Source organism: Advenella mandrilli, from assembly GCF_016595155.1.
Classification (GTDB): Bacteria; Pseudomonadota; Gammaproteobacteria; order Burkholderiales; family Burkholderiaceae_B; genus Advenella; species Advenella mandrilli.
In genome coordinates, this window is sequence record NZ_JAENGP010000018.1 from 41361 (window position 1) to 55372 (window position 14012).

The following is a 14012-nucleotide window of genomic DNA, read 5'->3' on the forward strand; positions in this document are numbered from 1 at the left end:
CCGTCTATTACTTAAGACTCAAACACTGCGATGGATTCTACATGGGCGGTATGCGGGAACATATTAATCACACCTGCTGATATCAGCTTGTAAGCACCATTTTCAACCAGCACACCAGCATCACGCGCCAGTGTGGCCGGATTACAGGAAACATACACAATCCGTTTGGGTCTTTCACTTGCCGTGAGCTGGGCCAGTGACTTGGCAACCTCAAGCGCCCCTTCCCGTGGTGGATCAATCAGCATACGGTCAAAATAGCCCAAATCACGCAGCCATTGAACATCCACCTCAAACAGGTTAAGGGTTGAAAAGCTGGTTTTATCGTCCAGCGCATGATCTTTGGCGGCATCAAGCGCCCGATCAGTCAGGGTTTTACTGCCTTCAATGCCTACCACTTCTTTGGCAACAGTCGCCAGTGGCAAGGTAAAATTGCCTAGGCCACAAAACAAATCAGCGACCCTGTCCTGGGGTTGCGCACCCAGCAAATTAAGCGCCCTGGCAATAAGTGCCTGATTAATCTGATGATTAACCTGAGTGAAATCAGTAGGCTTATAGGCCATACGCAAGCCAAATTGCGGCAGGCTGTAAGACAGCTTGCCCACATCCTTTTCGTGCAAGGGTTTGACGGTTTCAGGCCCTTTGGATTGAACCCACCAGATAATATGATGCCTGGCGGCAAACTCATCTAACAAGACAAGATCATTTTCCGTAAACGGATCCAAATGACGCATGGTTAATACGGTTGTATCATCGCCAACGGCCACTTCAATTTGTGGCACCCGTTCGCGTAGACTTAAGTTTCCGATTAATTGACGCAATGGCAACAACAAATCAGAGACATGCTTTGGCAAAATATGGCATTCGGTCATATCAGCCACATAGCCACTTTTGCGCTCATTAAACCCGACCAGAACCGCACCTTTTTTCCTGACATAACGGACTGATAAACGGGCCCGGTAACGATAGCCCCAGTCTGGCCCGTGCATGGGAGCCAGTATCTGGGGAATTTTAATTTTAGATATATGCAGGAAACAATCTTCAAGCGCCCGCTGTTTGACCGCTACCTGGGTAGACGTATCAAGGTGTTGCATGGCACAGCCGCCACACATGCCAAAGTTTGGGCAACGGGGTTTGACCCGCAAACTTGATTCTTTCAACACCCGCTGCGTACGGGCGATTTCATAAGAAGGCTTTTTTCTAATAATGGTGGCCTCAACCACTTCTGCGGGAAGCGCCCCCTGGACAAAAATGGTTTTTCCTTCACGACGTGCGATGCCACGTGCCTCAAGATCCAATGATTCTATAGACAATACTTCAGACATGACTGTTCCAATCCAAACGAAGCACCTATTGTAAATTCAAGCATGGCGCAAATGGCCAAAGTCATGAAAATCATAAAAAAATCCCGGTTAAAAACCGGGATAAAAGAGAGGATGGATATTACGCGGTAAAAAAACGACTCAAATCCAATCAGGATTTGGCTTCAGCCTGCTCTACAGGAGCCTGTTTACCCTTGTTGTCCATGCGTTGTTCACGTTTTTCTCTGCGCTCTTCCATGCGTTTTGCACGTTGCTCTTTGCGCTCTTGCATTTTTTGGGCACGATCCTGATAGTATTTACCAACGGTTGTCTGCTGCTCAGGTGTAAAACTGTCCCATAAAGCCAGCCATTGTGCCTGGTGTGCATCACGTTTTTCCTGCATGGCGGCACGCGATTGTTTTTGTGCTTCCAGCATTGCTTTAGGATCAAGCTTACCGGATTCGACTTGTTGCTTGCGAAGATCAAACGTTTTCTTGAACATCTCGCGAGGTTCACCACGTGCCTGTTTTTGATTTTCCAGCGCAGCCTGAAGCTTGGCTTTCTGCTCATCGTTCAGCTTGAGATCATCAACCAGCTGTTGGCTGGCAGGACCAAAACCAGGAATAACAATAGCGGCCTGGGTACGCATTTGTTTGCCATGATGTTTAAATTGGCCACGCTCACCTTTGTGATATTGACCATACCCATCACCCATTTTCTGGCTCATACCCTGACGGGAACCGGCATCTTGGGGCTGTGCGACAGCGACTGAAAAGGTTGACCCGATTGCCAATGCTGCGGTGGCAGCAGTAAGAGATTTAACAACGAATGATGAAATTGATTTAGCCATAATAGTAGCTCCTTGGGTTTAATTGATAACGTGAAGCCATTGTGAGACATAACCCGTTTCAAACCAATTTCACTTACGCCGTAATATTTTCAAATGATTACTGAAAAACCGGAAATTTGAAATAATTGCCGCCTGTTTTCCAGCTTACCTCTTTGCTTACTTGTCCCAGGCAGCCAGATATTCCTGCCAATGCGGTGCATTGATTTCTTCAAGTGTATGCCGAACCAGTTCAACTTCGCGATCGTAGGAAATTTGATCAATTTCTCCGCGGATAAAGCGGAAACGGCAATAAACCAGCCATGTATTAACAACATCGGTTTCGCAGTAGGCACGTACCTCATCGGCCTTGCCCTCTTGCCAGGCTGGCCAAACCTGCCCGCCATCCATACCCAGTTTGCCAGGAAAACCGCAAAGCTTGGCCAGTTGATCTAATGGCGCATTGGCCCTGCCGTTATACTTGGCCAGCAAATCCATTAAATCTATATGCCGATTATGATAGCGACTAATGTAATTATTGTATTTAAAGTCGCGATCTTCTTCGCCCATATCCCAATAACGATGAGCCGGCACCCCATGAATCAGGCTTCTGTAATGCAATACCGGCAAATCAAACCCGTTGCCATTCCAGCTAACCAGCCGCGGAGTATAGCGCTCTATGGTTTTGAAAAAACCGTTAATTAGTGCAGCTTCATCATCATCTGGCTTTCCTAATGTTTTAACCCTGAACCCGCTATCGTCGCGAAAGACACAACCAATCACAGCAATTTTTTGCAAGTGCAAGGGGAAAAAATCAGAACCAGTTTGCGCTATCCTGATGTCCGTGGCATGCTCAATGACTTCAGCATCGGGCATATCAGGATCCCAGCCATTCAAGCTACGGAGCCCCTGTGCATCGGGAATGGTTTCAAGGTCAAAAACAAGAGTGGGAAGCATAAACAAACTTTATTTTGGCAAGTATGACAATGGATTGACTGGCTGACCATTGCGACGGATTTCAAAATGCAAGCGTGGGGAAGACGTGTCAGACTGACCCACTTCGGCAATTTTTTCTCCTTTGCTCACCCTTTGCTTATCTTTGACCAGCAACTTGCTGTTATGTGCATAAGCGGTAATAAAGCCATTACCGTGAGTGATCAGGATAAGATTACCCAAACCACGCAAGCCATTACCCACATAGGAAACGGTTCCTGAAGCGGCCGCATAGACCGGATCACCCACATTGCCCGCAATATCTATGCCTCGGGTTGAACTGGAATAGCCGGTAATGACATTGCCCTTGATGGGCCACGCCCAGGAAACCAGACTGGCATCACTGGCCGTGGGCGCAGTCGTTGACACGCTTGTGGCTGCGGGGGCCCTGGCAATCGTGCCAGAACTGGCAGCAGCACCTGAAGATGAAATATTCAACCGTTGCCCCACCACAAGCTGGGAGGGATCAGGAATATTATTCAATGATTTTAGCTGGGCAACACTCACATTATGCCTGCGTGAAATACTGTAAAGTGTATCGCCCCTTTGCACAACATATTGCCCTGCCGATGTCGCGCCACCACCAAGGGTGGATACCGGTGCTTTTCCGGTACCGCCACAACCTGCAAGCACGGCAGCCATGAATACAGTACTTAATAACAATGATTTTCTTCTGAACGAATGCATATTCATAATATCCAGTTTGCCTATTAACTATTAATGGCAAAAACTCTCCATCTAAGATTGTATACCTGACCGTAACGGAACGAAGCGTACTGCCTCAAGTTCGGAGCGGTCCCAACTTGCTTCACCGGTTCTTTCGATAAGAACCAGTCTTTGATTACTGGTGCCTTCAGGGGCAATCAACCTGCCACCTACACTAAGCTGATGTAACAATACACTTGGAATTTCCATGCCGGCTGCCGCAATGACAATAGCATCAAAAGGCGCATAAGCGGGCAACCCAAGCATACCATCGCCGAATATTAACCTGACCCTGGAAACCAGGCGCAAGTCTCTTAAATGCTCACGCGCCATGTCATACAGGCCTTTTATTCGCTCTATACTGTAAACAACAGGAAACAGGTGAGCCATGACCGCAGCCTGGTAACCACACCCCGCCCCAATTTCCAGGACTTTTTGCGGGTTTCGGTTTTCACACACAATAGACAGCATTCTGGAAATAATCCAGGGCTGGGAAATGGTTTGGGAAAAACCAATCGGTAAAGCAGCATCTTCGTAGGCCCTGCTGGCCAAACCCTGATCAACAAATATATGCCGGGGTACTACCAGCATGGCCGCCAACACGCGGGTATCGGTGATACCTTTTTGCTTCAGGCGCTCAACCATCTGGTGTCGCAAGCGATCCGAATTCAACCCAAGATTCATGGAGCCCCCTGTGGTACCACCCGCCATGCCTGGCTTACCCTGCCAGGAAACACTGCTTTGCCCATAAGAAAAAGACTGGGCACCCGATAATATACGCGTATTACTATTAGTAGGGGTGATTTTAATTTTATTTACCGCCGATGGACTGACCACTGAGGTTTTTTTAACATCCTTAACATTTTTATTACCATAAACCACAAGATCGTCTATGGGTTTACGCATAAACCCTCCAGCCACTCATGAGTAACGCCTAACTCATCATAATGCGTCAAATCAAGTCGCAGGGGGGTCACTGATATATGCCCCTGATTGATAACGCCAAAATCGGTATCACTGCCCGCATCGGCCACTTCACCGGTAGGACCAATCCAGTAAATGGTTTCTCCGCTGGGATTGGTTGCTTCAATAACCGGCTGGGAGGGATGACGGCGGCCAAGACGGGAAACCCGGATATTTTCGGGCTCGTGCCTTGGCAAGGGCGGAATATTCACGCTAAGCAAACAGGGTGCCTGACGAGGCTGCTCCAGCTGATGCTTGACGATATAAGCCGCTATTTCAACGGCCGCTTCAATATGCGGCCAGTTGCGTTCTGTCAGGGAAAAGGCGATGGAAGGAATACCAAACAGATACCCTTCAGTTGCAGCAGCAACCGTACCTGAATACAGTGTATCTTCGCCTAAATTGGCACCATTGTTAATACCGGACACCACCAGATCGGGTTTATGCTTGAGGATGCCCGTTAAGGCTATATGCACACAATCGGAGGGCGTACCGTTAACATAGTAATAACCATTAGCAGCCTGCCGCACGGTTAACGGGCGAGTTAGCGTTAATGAGTTGGAAGCACCGCTATGATTGGTTTCTGGCGCAATGACAATGACTTCTGCGAACGATCGTAGCGCCTCTGCCAGTAATTCAACGCCTTTTGCGTTATACCCATCATCGTTAGAGACTAAAATTCGCTTCATAAGATCCAAACTAGAAAAATAATGGGTTGGAAAGCCCCGAACCCGGAACAAAAGTTGACTTGCTCATTGTTTTTATAATTAGCTGATTGCATTTTAAAACAATATAACCTGAATGAACTTGTTTGAATTACATCCTGCAAATATTATCCAAAAATATCCCATGTTGGCTTAAAAATAAAAATTTTCCTGTTTATAATCTGCTCTTGATTAAAAGAAGGATTCCCGATGAACAGCATACTGGCAAGTATTATCGCCATTATTTTAGCGTACCTGGCAGGATCGATCCCTTTCGCCATTATTACCAGCAAATTATTTGGCCTGAAAGACCCCCGGACCTTTGGCTCGGGCAACCCGGGCGCCACCAATGTGCTCAGGACCGGCAACAAACTAGCCGCCGCACTCACCCTGTTCGGAGATGCCTTCAAGGGGTGGCTGGCGGTATACATAGCCATCAAGTTTGCACCCGACCTTAATCTTACTGTCACCGGTGTTGCGCTGGTTGCCCTGGCTGTTTTCCTGGGGCACTTGCATTCCGTCTTTCTTAAATTCAAAGGCGGCAAAGGCGTGGCAACCGCCATCGGTATTTTGCTGGCTATCCAGCCCTGGCTGGCCATGGCCACCCTAGCCACCTGGATTATTATTGCGGTATTTTTCAGGTACTCTTCTTTGGCTGCCATTATTGCCGCCATTTTTGCGCCCTTTTACTACTATGCCGGCCACCAGATAGCCTGGTACCGCTTGCCTGAAATTTTTTGGGTGATATGCCTTATTTCTTTTCTGCTTATTTACAAGCACAAAAAAAACATTGCCAACCTGCTGGCAGGCACAGAATCAAGGCTCGGCCAAAAAAACAGGCAAAAAACTTAAACCTCGGCAAGATCCCAGCGGGGCTTTACCGTAAACGCATAAGCGCGATGACCAAGATCCACCAGCCCCGCCTTTACCCGTTCTGCTGCAGCATGCGCAATCATTGCGCCGTTGTCGGTACACAGGGCAAGGGGCGGAAAGAACACCTGCCCGCCCTGCTTGGCCATTTCACGACGTAAATAACTGCGCAATTGACTGTTTGCGCCAACCCCACCTGCCACCACCAGCCTTTTGAGTTTGGCTTGCTTCATGGCCTTGATCACCTTGTGACCCAATACATCAACAATGGCCTGTTGCGTTGAGGCCGCCAGATTGGCCCTGTCCTGTTCACTCAAAGCCCCCCCCTGCTCTATTTTACGTAGCGTGGTTAGCACCGCTGTTTTCAGGCCACTAAAGCTGAAATCAAGGTCTGGACTATGCATCATGGGACGCGGCAAGGCATAAGCGGCAGGATCACCTTTTTCGGCCAGGCGGGAAAGCGCTGGCCCGCCGGGATAAGGCAAGCCCATGAGTTTAGCCGATTTATCGAAAGCCTCTCCGGCAGCGTCATCAAGGGTTTCACCCAGCAATTCGTACTGCCCAACACCATTCACCCGCATAATTTGCGTATGTCCGCCGGAAACCAGCAAGGCCACAAAAGGAAACCCGGGAACCTCATCAGCCAGCATGGGGGAAAGCAAATGCCCCTCTAGGTGATGAATAGGAATGACCGGTAAATTATGGGTCCAGGCAAAGGCCTGCGCCACCGATGCACCCACCAACAAGGCACCGGCAAGACCGGGACCCGCCGTATAGGCAACGGCATTAATATCATTAATGGTTAAACCGGATTTTTCAAGGACCTCTCGGGTTAACGGCAACACACGCCGGATATGGTCACGCGAGGCCAGTTCTGGCACAACGCCACCATACGCCTGATGCATGGCAATCTGGCTATGCAGGGCATGGGCAAGCAAGCCCTTTTCTGTATTGACAATGGCCACGCCTGTTTCATCACAGGAACTTTCAAAACCGATAATATTCATTATTTCAAATTAAAAACAGCCATTTCAGGCTAAATGGGACATGAGCGGAAAACCCTGCCAGCAGCACCAGCCAAAACGATTATGCCGCTGTTGTGTTGCTTATTAAAGACGCAAGCGTACAAATACGCCAGCCATGCGCCTTTTTATTGATGAAGGATACACCGTGTACGTTAAAGTACGTATTTTACACGTTGTTCTTCATCAAATAGGAGTAATACCCATGCTTGAGTCACTGTTTAAGCTACGGGAACATTCAACCGATGCCCGGACAGAGGTTCTGGCCGGCGTGACCACTTTCCTGACCATGGCCTATATTATCTTTGTCAACCCGGAAATCCTCGCGACAACCGGTATGGACAAAGGTGCCGTATTTGTGGCCACTTGCCTGGCGGCTGCCCTGGGTTGCTTTATCATGGCGTTTCTGGCCAACTGGCCCATCGGTATGGCCCCCGGCATGGGACTGAATGCGTTCTTTGCATTCGGGGTGGTGGGCGCCATGGGTTATACGTGGCAACAGGCGCTTGGCGCCGTCTTCGTATCCGGTGTTATTTTCCTGGTTCTTTCCGCTTCCGGTTTGCGAAAATGGCTCATTGAAGGTATTCCCAAGTCCCTCAGGGCCGCTATTGTGGCGGGCATTGGCCTGTTCCTGGCCCTGATTGCCCTTAAATCAGCCGGCATTGTGGTGGGCAATGATGCCACCCTGGTATCCCAGGGCGATTTAAGCTCACCCACGGTATTGCTGGCCATTCTGGGCTTCTTTATTATTGCGGTTCTGGATGCAATGAAAATCAAGGGTGCCATCCTGATCGGGATCCTGGCCATTACTGTTTTATCGGCCATCCTGGGTTATAGCCCGCCCATTTCAGGCATTGTTTCCATGCCACCAAGTGTTGCCCCCACTTTCCTTCAGCTTGATATTGCCGGTGTACTTAATCATGGCTTCCTGAACGTCATTCTGGTATTTGTGCTGGTAGAGGTATTTGATGCCACCGGTACCCTGATTGGCGTGGCAAAACGGGCCAACTTGCTACCTGAAGGCAAGCCCAACAAACTGGGACGCGCCCTGTTTGCCGATAGCAGCGCCATTTTAGCGGGCTCTTTAATTGGTACCAGCAGCACCACCGCCTTTGTAGAAAGCGCAGCCGGTGTACAGGCAGGCGGCCGTACCGGCATGACTGCCCTGGTCATTGGTATTTTGTTCCTGCTCTGCCTTTTCTTTGCGCCGCTGGCCAGTATTGTCCCTGCCTATGCAACCGCGCCAGCACTGCTTTATGTGGCCGGCTTAATGATTAGGGATCTGACCGAAGTGGAATGGTCTGACGTTACTGAAGCCATTCCAGCCTCCCTGACCGCCATCATTATGCCCTTTACCTATTCAATTGCCGAAGGCATTGCTTTTGGGTTTATCAGCTACGTCGTGATGAAAATGGGTACGGGCAGGATGAAAGAGCTGCATATTGCCAGCATTATTGTTGCCGCACTGTTTGTTATCCGGTTTATTCTGGAATAAACAAACGTTTTAACAGGCATTAGCGCTTTATTCTGACCAACCAACTATCGGGCCTGAGACAAAACAAAACCGGCATTGCATTGCAAGCAATGCCGGTTTAATAATTTGGCTATGGCATCGATATAAAAATTCAACTTTAATTTGGCGTCTTCAGCCCACATTTACAGTTACTATACAAATTTAACTTCCGGAACATGCATCATGGCCATTAAAGAACTTACCCAGACAACCTTTGAGGATGCCATCAAAGACGACAACATCCTGATTATTGATTTCTGGGCCCCCTGGTGTGGACCTTGCCGTCAATTTGCACCCGTTTTTGAAAAAGCGGCAGAAAAATTCACGAATATTGAATTTGCCAAAATCAATACCGAAGAAGAACAGGAGCTGGCCGGCGCACTCAGGATCCGCTCTATTCCCACCCTGATGGTTTTTCGTGAAAAAGTCCTGATGTTTTCCCAGGCAGGTGCCCTGCCCCCCAATCAACTGGATGAATTGCTCACCAAAATCCAGGAAATTGACATGGAAAAAGTGCATCAGGAAATTGCCATTGCACAAGCAAAGGCAGACGAAGAAAACCAAGCCTGAACTTAAGCCTGCGTTATCTTTATCAGAAGATGGCAGGCACACAGCCTGCCTGGTTTCCAAAATAACGGCAATTATTTATTTACCGGATTGCGCGAAAAGCCCCGTCGTTCAGACGGGTGTCAGGACTGCCCGATTTCGTCAGGAAAATACCACTGCCCCTTTCCCTTGGTCAGGTTAATAAAAACCTGCTCAAGCGGCTTTACCTGATCAATAGGTATTTCCAATGTCATGGTAATACCCGTATTGGTATAAATTTCATCACCAATTTTTGCGTCAGTCTGGGCAATACGTGACTTGACCAGCGCCATTTCCGAGAACAGGCAGGAACAAATCACGGTTTTTGTTTCTATAATTTCATGCTGTGGGGCTTCACGCAGACATTTTGCCGCGCAACCGCCATAAGCCCGAACCAGGCCACCTGTACCCAGCTTGATACCGCCAAAATAACGAATAAGCAATACGGCGACATTGGTCAGATCCTGGCCTTCTATGGCCTGCAAAATAGGTCGCCCGGCCGTTCCGCCCGGTTCGCCATCGTCATTAAAACGATAGTTCTGGCCTACCTTGAAGGCCCAGCAATTATGGGTTGCTTCAGGCTCATGAAGCCGGGCGAAGAAGTCTAGCGCTTCCTCTGAAGAAGAGACCGGCATGGCGTGCGCAATAAACCGGCTTTTTTTAATCTCTTCTTCAAACGAAAAGGGAGCTGACAGCGTCTTCATTAACCATCAATACCGCGCGAAGACAGATAATCTTCATAATTACCGTGATAATCTACAATCTCGCCATTAGGCATGATTTCAATAATACGGTCGGCCAAGCCTGAAACGAACTCCCTGTCATGCGAAACAAAGATCAATGTGCCGGCATATTTTTCAAGGGCAAACTGCAATGATTCGATGGACTCCATATCCAGGTGGTTGGTGGGTTCGTCTAGTAACAGCACATTATGCCGTCCAAGCATGAGACGGCCAAATGTCATGCGGTTTTTTTCGCCTCCTGACAAAACCTTGACCTGCTTGACGATATCATCAGCCGAAAACAGCAGGCGTCCCAACACCGAGCGAATAGCCTGGTCTTCATCACCTGGTTTGCGATACTGTCCCATCCAGTCAAACACATTAATTTCGGCCTGGAAGTAATCGGAAACGTCTTGGGCCATGTAGCCGATATCGGCATTTTCAGACCACTTAACCGTACCACTGTCCGGTTTTAAGTCACTGGCAAACAATCTTAACAGCGTTGTTTTTCCCACGCCGTTGGCACCAATAATGGCAATTTTCTGGCCTGCTTCTATCATGGCTGAAAAGTGATTAATAACCGGTGCATCAAAGGCCTTGCTGGCTTTATCTACCGTTACTGCCAGACGATGCAGGACTTTTTCCTGTTCGAACCTGATGTAAGGGTTCTGGCGTGAAGACGGTTTGACCTCAACGGTTTCAGATTTGATGCGGTCAATTTGCTTCAGGCGCGACGTAGCCTGGCGTGCCTTGGATTTATTGGCGGCAAAACGACGCACAAAATCCTGCAACTCTGTCACCCGCTCTTTAGCCTTGGCATTATCAGAGGTCAGCCTTTCACGGGCCTGGGTGGAAGCCAGCATATAATCGTCATAGTTGCCCGGATAAATACGGATTTCACGATAATCAAGGTCAGCCATATGGGTACACACCTGATTCAGGAAGTGACGGTCGTGACTGATAATAATCATGGTGCTTTGATAACTGTTCAGCACCCCTTCAAGCCAGCGAATGGTATTGATATCCAGGTTGTTGGTGGGTTCATCAAGCAGCAGGACATCGGGGTTGGAAAACAGGGCCTGCGCCAGCAACACCCGCAGTTTCCAACCTGGTGCAATTTCTTTCATGGGCAAATTATGCTGTTCAACAGGTATTTCCAACCCAAGCAATAATTCACCGGCACGGGCCTCGGCCGTATAACCATCGTATTCGGCAAATTTAGCCTCCAACTCGGCAGCATGCATATAATCGTCATCGGTGGCTTCAAGATTGGCGTAAATGGCGTCACGCTGGCTCATGGCCTCCCACATTTCAACGTGGCCCATCATGACCACATCAAGCACACGAATTTCTTCGTAGGCAAATTGGTCTTGACGCAGTTTACCCAGGCGTACACCAGGATCCAATGAAACATTACCGGAGCTCGCGTCCAGGTCACCACCAATAATTTTCATGAAAGTGGATTTACCGGAACCATTGGCACCAATCAGGCCATAACGGTTGCCTCCACCGAATTTAACACTGACATTTTCGAACAGGGGTTTGGGGCCGAATTGAATGGTAAGATTTGCTGTAGAGATCACGATAGTTTTTTAATGGAAAAGTTGCTTGCAAAGAAAAATGCCTTTTCCTGAGGGAAAAGACATTTCAAGATTGAGTATGGCATTATTTTAACAAAATAAGGCCTTAATTATTGAAATTAATACCTTTTTTTAATAATTCGCCTATTTTGTGCGAAAGCTCCCACCATTCATGGCGGGAAGAATATGTGATTATTTTTTCTTCTTTTTCCCTGGTTTTTTCTTGCTGTCGGGCTTGGACTCTTCATGTATATGCAAATGCACGCCTTCATGGAAATGGCCCGGTTCACCACACGCATCCGTGCATGCCTCTGGTTCATGAACATGATCATGTTCATCAAGCACCAAATAAGCCATGCCATCTTCAGTGGCAACCCCCACTTTTTTGCCAATTGGCAGGGTTACCCTGACATCGCCATGGCCATAAGGCAGGCCATAAACAACCGGTACATTTACCTGCTCTTTCAGCCACTTGATAACATGAGGCATATCGTAGCCGTTGTCATTGTCGGTTAATTTGTAGTCGGTAATATGGCCCAGCACAATCGCCCTTTGTTTTTGTAAAATACCGGCATGTAGCAGATGGGTTAGCATACGCTCAACCCGATAAGGGTGCTCGCCGACATCTTCAAAAAACAGAATGCCGTTTTTGATCTTGGGCAGATAAGGTGTGCCAACCAGTGAGGCAATCATGGCCAGGTTACCGCCCCAAAGCGTTCCCCGGGCATCCACTGCATCGGACCCCGGTGATTCAAAACTTAAAATCTCCAGCTCGCCGCGCATGCTTTCCACAAAAATTTCGGCAGTCAGATCATCTATTTTTTTGTTGCCGAAATCGGATACCGCGGCTGGGCCGGTATAACTACTTAAGCCGGTTTTTGCCAGCAAAGCCAGGTTGAAAGCGGTAAAGTCACTGTAACCAATGTATTTCTTGGGGTTGTTTTCCAGCAGCTTCCAGTCAATCTGGTGCAGGATCCGGCTAATGCCATATCCGCCACGGGTTGCCATGACAACCGTGCTGCTGTCTTTGGCCGCACGGGAAAACGCCTGGGCTCTTTGCTTGTCGGTACCGGCAAAACGCAAGTGCCTGGCATCTGCCGCTTTATCGGTGGTAACGCGAAACCCCATTTTAGTCAGGCGCTTTTCGGCCAGCGCCAGTTTACCCGAATCCAGCAAAGCACCCGATGGTGAAAGCAAATATAAACCGATGGGATCTTCATAGACAGAAACCGGTACGGGTACGTCATCGGCCTCATCCAGCAGGATCTGGACATCGTTTAAACGCTCAATTTCTTCCTGGGTTTTATCTTTCTTGCTGTGATGCTCTGCGCTTGCGTTCATAATCTTGATCCTTTTCTACGTTCCCTGAAAAAACGGCGCAGCTTTTCTGCGCATGCCTGTTCCAAGACACCCGATGTTATTTTTGTGTGATGATTGATTTTTTTGTTGGCCTGAATGCACAAAACACTGCCACAGGCACCTGTTTTTGGATCGGAAGCACCATAAACCACATGGGCGATCCTGGCATGCGTTAATGCACCAATACACATAACGCAAGGCTCAAGTGTTACATAGACTGTCAGGTCGGGCAAACGATAATTACACTCATGAGCCGCAGCCTGACGCAAAGCAACAATTTCTGCATGCGCAGTTGGATCGGAATCAGTAATGGTGCGATTATAGCCCTTGCCAATAATATATCCTTCACTGTTAACCACTACCGCGCCAACCGGCACTTCTGCGCAATCATACGCCAGTTGCGCCTGTTGTAAAGCCATTTGCATGAACATTTCATGCTTGTCTGCCAGTGACACCTGGAGTTACTCCCACTCTATTTTTAATAGCAGCCTAAATTCTATACTTTTCAAAAACTGATGGAACAAAAACACCGGTAAATCATGAAAAATAACGGGTTTGCAATTTTTTTGTGTGATAAAGGGGAGCGTCCTGTCTATAGTAAATTTTTTATTATTGAGTCTATGCCTTTCTTTTCGTTGGAGTAAGCGTCGTCATTCCCACGCAGGAGTGAACTGACCCCCTAAAGTTGGACAGTTAAAAACTAAGCAGCTTCTAAAACCTGAGTTCGGTATTGTACCGGACTCAAACCATTTAAGTTAAGCTTGATACGCTTGTGATTATAGTAGTGAATGTATTCCTCAATCCCAGCCTCCAGCTGTTCGATATTATCGAAGCGCTCCAGATGGAAGAACTCGGACTTCAGCGTACCGAAG

At 48.2% G+C, this 14012-nt stretch carries 15 protein-coding genes; 3 read left to right on the top strand and 12 right to left on the bottom strand.

Going from position 1 to position 14012, the window contains the following annotated elements:
- Positions 1–11 precede the first annotated feature (11 nt).
- From rlmD to surE, 6 genes are all read right to left on the bottom strand, one after another.
- Entirely contained in the window at positions 12–1322 is a 1311-nt protein-coding gene (gene rlmD, locus JHL22_RS14230; protein ID WP_200238883.1) for a 23S rRNA (uracil(1939)-C(5))-methyltransferase RlmD, read from the bottom strand.
- Positions 1323–1470: 148 nt separating this feature from the next.
- A complete protein-coding gene (locus JHL22_RS14235) occupies positions 1471–2148 on the bottom strand; it encodes a Spy/CpxP family protein refolding chaperone (protein WP_200238886.1) in 678 nt (225 codons plus the stop codon).
- Positions 2149–2304: 156 nt separating this feature from the next.
- Complete coding sequence (locus tag JHL22_RS14240) at positions 2305–3081, bottom strand: 3'-5' exonuclease (RefSeq protein WP_200238889.1); 777 nt, start codon at positions 3079–3081, stop codon at positions 2305–2307.
- Positions 3082–3090: 9 nt separating this feature from the next.
- Positions 3091–3810, bottom strand: coding sequence for a peptidoglycan DD-metalloendopeptidase family protein (locus tag JHL22_RS14245; RefSeq protein ID WP_234041312.1), 720 nt, complete (start codon positions 3808–3810; stop codon positions 3091–3093).
- 45 nt (positions 3811–3855) lie between these two features.
- Positions 3856–4533 carry a protein-L-isoaspartate(D-aspartate) O-methyltransferase gene (locus JHL22_RS14250; protein WP_234041317.1) on the bottom strand — a complete coding sequence of 226 codons (678 nt, stop codon included), beginning with the start codon at positions 4531–4533 and terminating at the stop codon, positions 3856–3858.
- Positions 4534–4712: 179 nt separating this feature from the next.
- Entirely contained in the window at positions 4713–5474 is a 762-nt protein-coding gene (gene surE / locus JHL22_RS14255; protein WP_200238895.1) for a 5'/3'-nucleotidase SurE, read from the bottom strand.
- A gap of 225 nt (positions 5475–5699) precedes the next feature.
- On the opposite strand from surE, the gene plsY reads away from it, so the two are divergent.
- Positions 5700–6341, top strand: coding sequence for a glycerol-3-phosphate 1-O-acyltransferase PlsY (gene plsY / locus JHL22_RS14260; RefSeq protein WP_200238898.1), 642 nt, complete (start codon positions 5700–5702; stop codon positions 6339–6341).
- On the opposite strand, the gene tsaD is transcribed toward plsY, so the two are convergent.
- Positions 6338–7366 carry a tRNA (adenosine(37)-N6)-threonylcarbamoyltransferase complex transferase subunit TsaD gene (tsaD, locus tag JHL22_RS14265; RefSeq protein WP_200238901.1) on the bottom strand — a complete coding sequence of 343 codons (1029 nt, stop codon included), beginning with the start codon at positions 7364–7366 and terminating at the stop codon, positions 6338–6340. The genes plsY and tsaD overlap by 4 nt on opposite strands.
- A 220-nt stretch (positions 7367–7586) precedes the next feature.
- On the opposite strand from tsaD, the gene JHL22_RS14270 reads away from it, so the two are divergent.
- Positions 7587–8876 carry an NCS2 family permease gene (locus tag JHL22_RS14270; protein WP_200238904.1) on the top strand — a complete coding sequence of 430 codons (1290 nt, stop codon included), beginning with the start codon at positions 7587–7589 and terminating at the stop codon, positions 8874–8876.
- A 201-nt stretch (positions 8877–9077) separates the two neighbouring features.
- Positions 9078–9464 (top strand): thioredoxin, encoded by a 387-nt coding sequence (gene trxA / locus JHL22_RS14275; protein WP_200238907.1) that lies wholly within the window; start codon positions 9078–9080, stop codon positions 9462–9464.
- 119 nt (positions 9465–9583) lie between these two features.
- Here trxA and JHL22_RS14280 read toward each other — a convergent pair whose 3' ends face one another.
- From JHL22_RS14280 to JHL22_RS14300, 5 genes are all read right to left on the bottom strand, one after another.
- The gene (locus JHL22_RS14280) at positions 9584–10183 is read right to left on the bottom strand and encodes an IMPACT family protein (RefSeq protein ID WP_200238909.1); all 600 of its coding nucleotides are present in this window, start codon (positions 10181–10183) and stop codon (positions 9584–9586) included.
- Positions 10183–11784, bottom strand: a complete 1602-nt coding sequence (locus JHL22_RS14285; protein WP_200238912.1) for an ABC-F family ATPase — start codon at positions 11782–11784, stop codon at positions 10183–10185. The genes JHL22_RS14280 and JHL22_RS14285 overlap by 1 nt, the downstream gene beginning before the upstream one ends.
- Before the next feature lie 189 nt (positions 11785–11973).
- Positions 11974–13122, bottom strand: coding sequence for an LD-carboxypeptidase (locus tag JHL22_RS14290; RefSeq protein WP_200238915.1), 1149 nt, complete (start codon positions 13120–13122; stop codon positions 11974–11976).
- Positions 13119–13571, bottom strand: a complete 453-nt coding sequence (gene tadA, locus JHL22_RS14295; RefSeq protein WP_200238926.1) for a tRNA adenosine(34) deaminase TadA — start codon at positions 13569–13571, stop codon at positions 13119–13121. The genes JHL22_RS14290 and tadA overlap by 4 nt, the downstream gene beginning before the upstream one ends.
- A gap of 269 nt (positions 13572–13840) precedes the next feature.
- Positions 13841–14012, bottom strand: a 172-nt coding sequence (locus JHL22_RS14300; protein WP_200237477.1) for an IS3 family transposase, incomplete at its 5' end; no start/stop codon positions are given.

Excerpts from the sequence above, each read along its gene's own strand:
- rlmD (WP_200238883.1), bottom strand. The coding sequence starts at position 1,322 with ATGTCTGAAGTATTGTCTATAGAATCATTGGATCTTGAGGCACGTGGC.
- JHL22_RS14235 (WP_200238886.1), bottom strand. The coding sequence starts at position 2,148 with ATGGCTAAATCAATTTCATCATTCGTTGTTAAATCTCTTACTGCTGCC.
- JHL22_RS14240 (WP_200238889.1), bottom strand. The coding sequence starts at position 3,081 with ATGCTTCCCACTCTTGTTTTTGACCTTGAAACCATTCCCGATGCACAG.
- JHL22_RS14245 (WP_234041312.1), bottom strand. The coding sequence starts at position 3,810 with ATGAATATGCATTCGTTCAGAAGAAAATCATTGTTATTAAGTACTGTA.
- JHL22_RS14250 (WP_234041317.1), bottom strand. The coding sequence starts at position 4,533 with ATGGCGGGTGGTACCACAGGGGGCTCCATGAATCTTGGGTTGAATTCG.
- surE (WP_200238895.1), bottom strand. The coding sequence starts at position 5,474 with ATGAAGCGAATTTTAGTCTCTAACGATGATGGGTATAACGCAAAAGGC.
- plsY (WP_200238898.1), top strand. The coding sequence starts at position 5,700 with ATGAACAGCATACTGGCAAGTATTATCGCCATTATTTTAGCGTACCTG.
- tsaD (WP_200238901.1), bottom strand. The coding sequence starts at position 7,366 with ATGAATATTATCGGTTTTGAAAGTTCCTGTGATGAAACAGGCGTGGCC.
- JHL22_RS14270 (WP_200238904.1), top strand. The coding sequence starts at position 7,587 with ATGCTTGAGTCACTGTTTAAGCTACGGGAACATTCAACCGATGCCCGG.
- trxA (WP_200238907.1), top strand. The coding sequence starts at position 9,078 with ATGGCCATTAAAGAACTTACCCAGACAACCTTTGAGGATGCCATCAAA.
- JHL22_RS14280 (WP_200238909.1), bottom strand. The coding sequence starts at position 10,183 with ATGAAGACGCTGTCAGCTCCCTTTTCGTTTGAAGAAGAGATTAAAAAA.
- JHL22_RS14290 (WP_200238915.1), bottom strand. The coding sequence starts at position 13,122 with ATGAACGCAAGCGCAGAGCATCACAGCAAGAAAGATAAAACCCAGGAA.
- tadA (WP_200238926.1), bottom strand. The coding sequence starts at position 13,571 with ATGTTCATGCAAATGGCTTTACAACAGGCGCAACTGGCGTATGATTGC.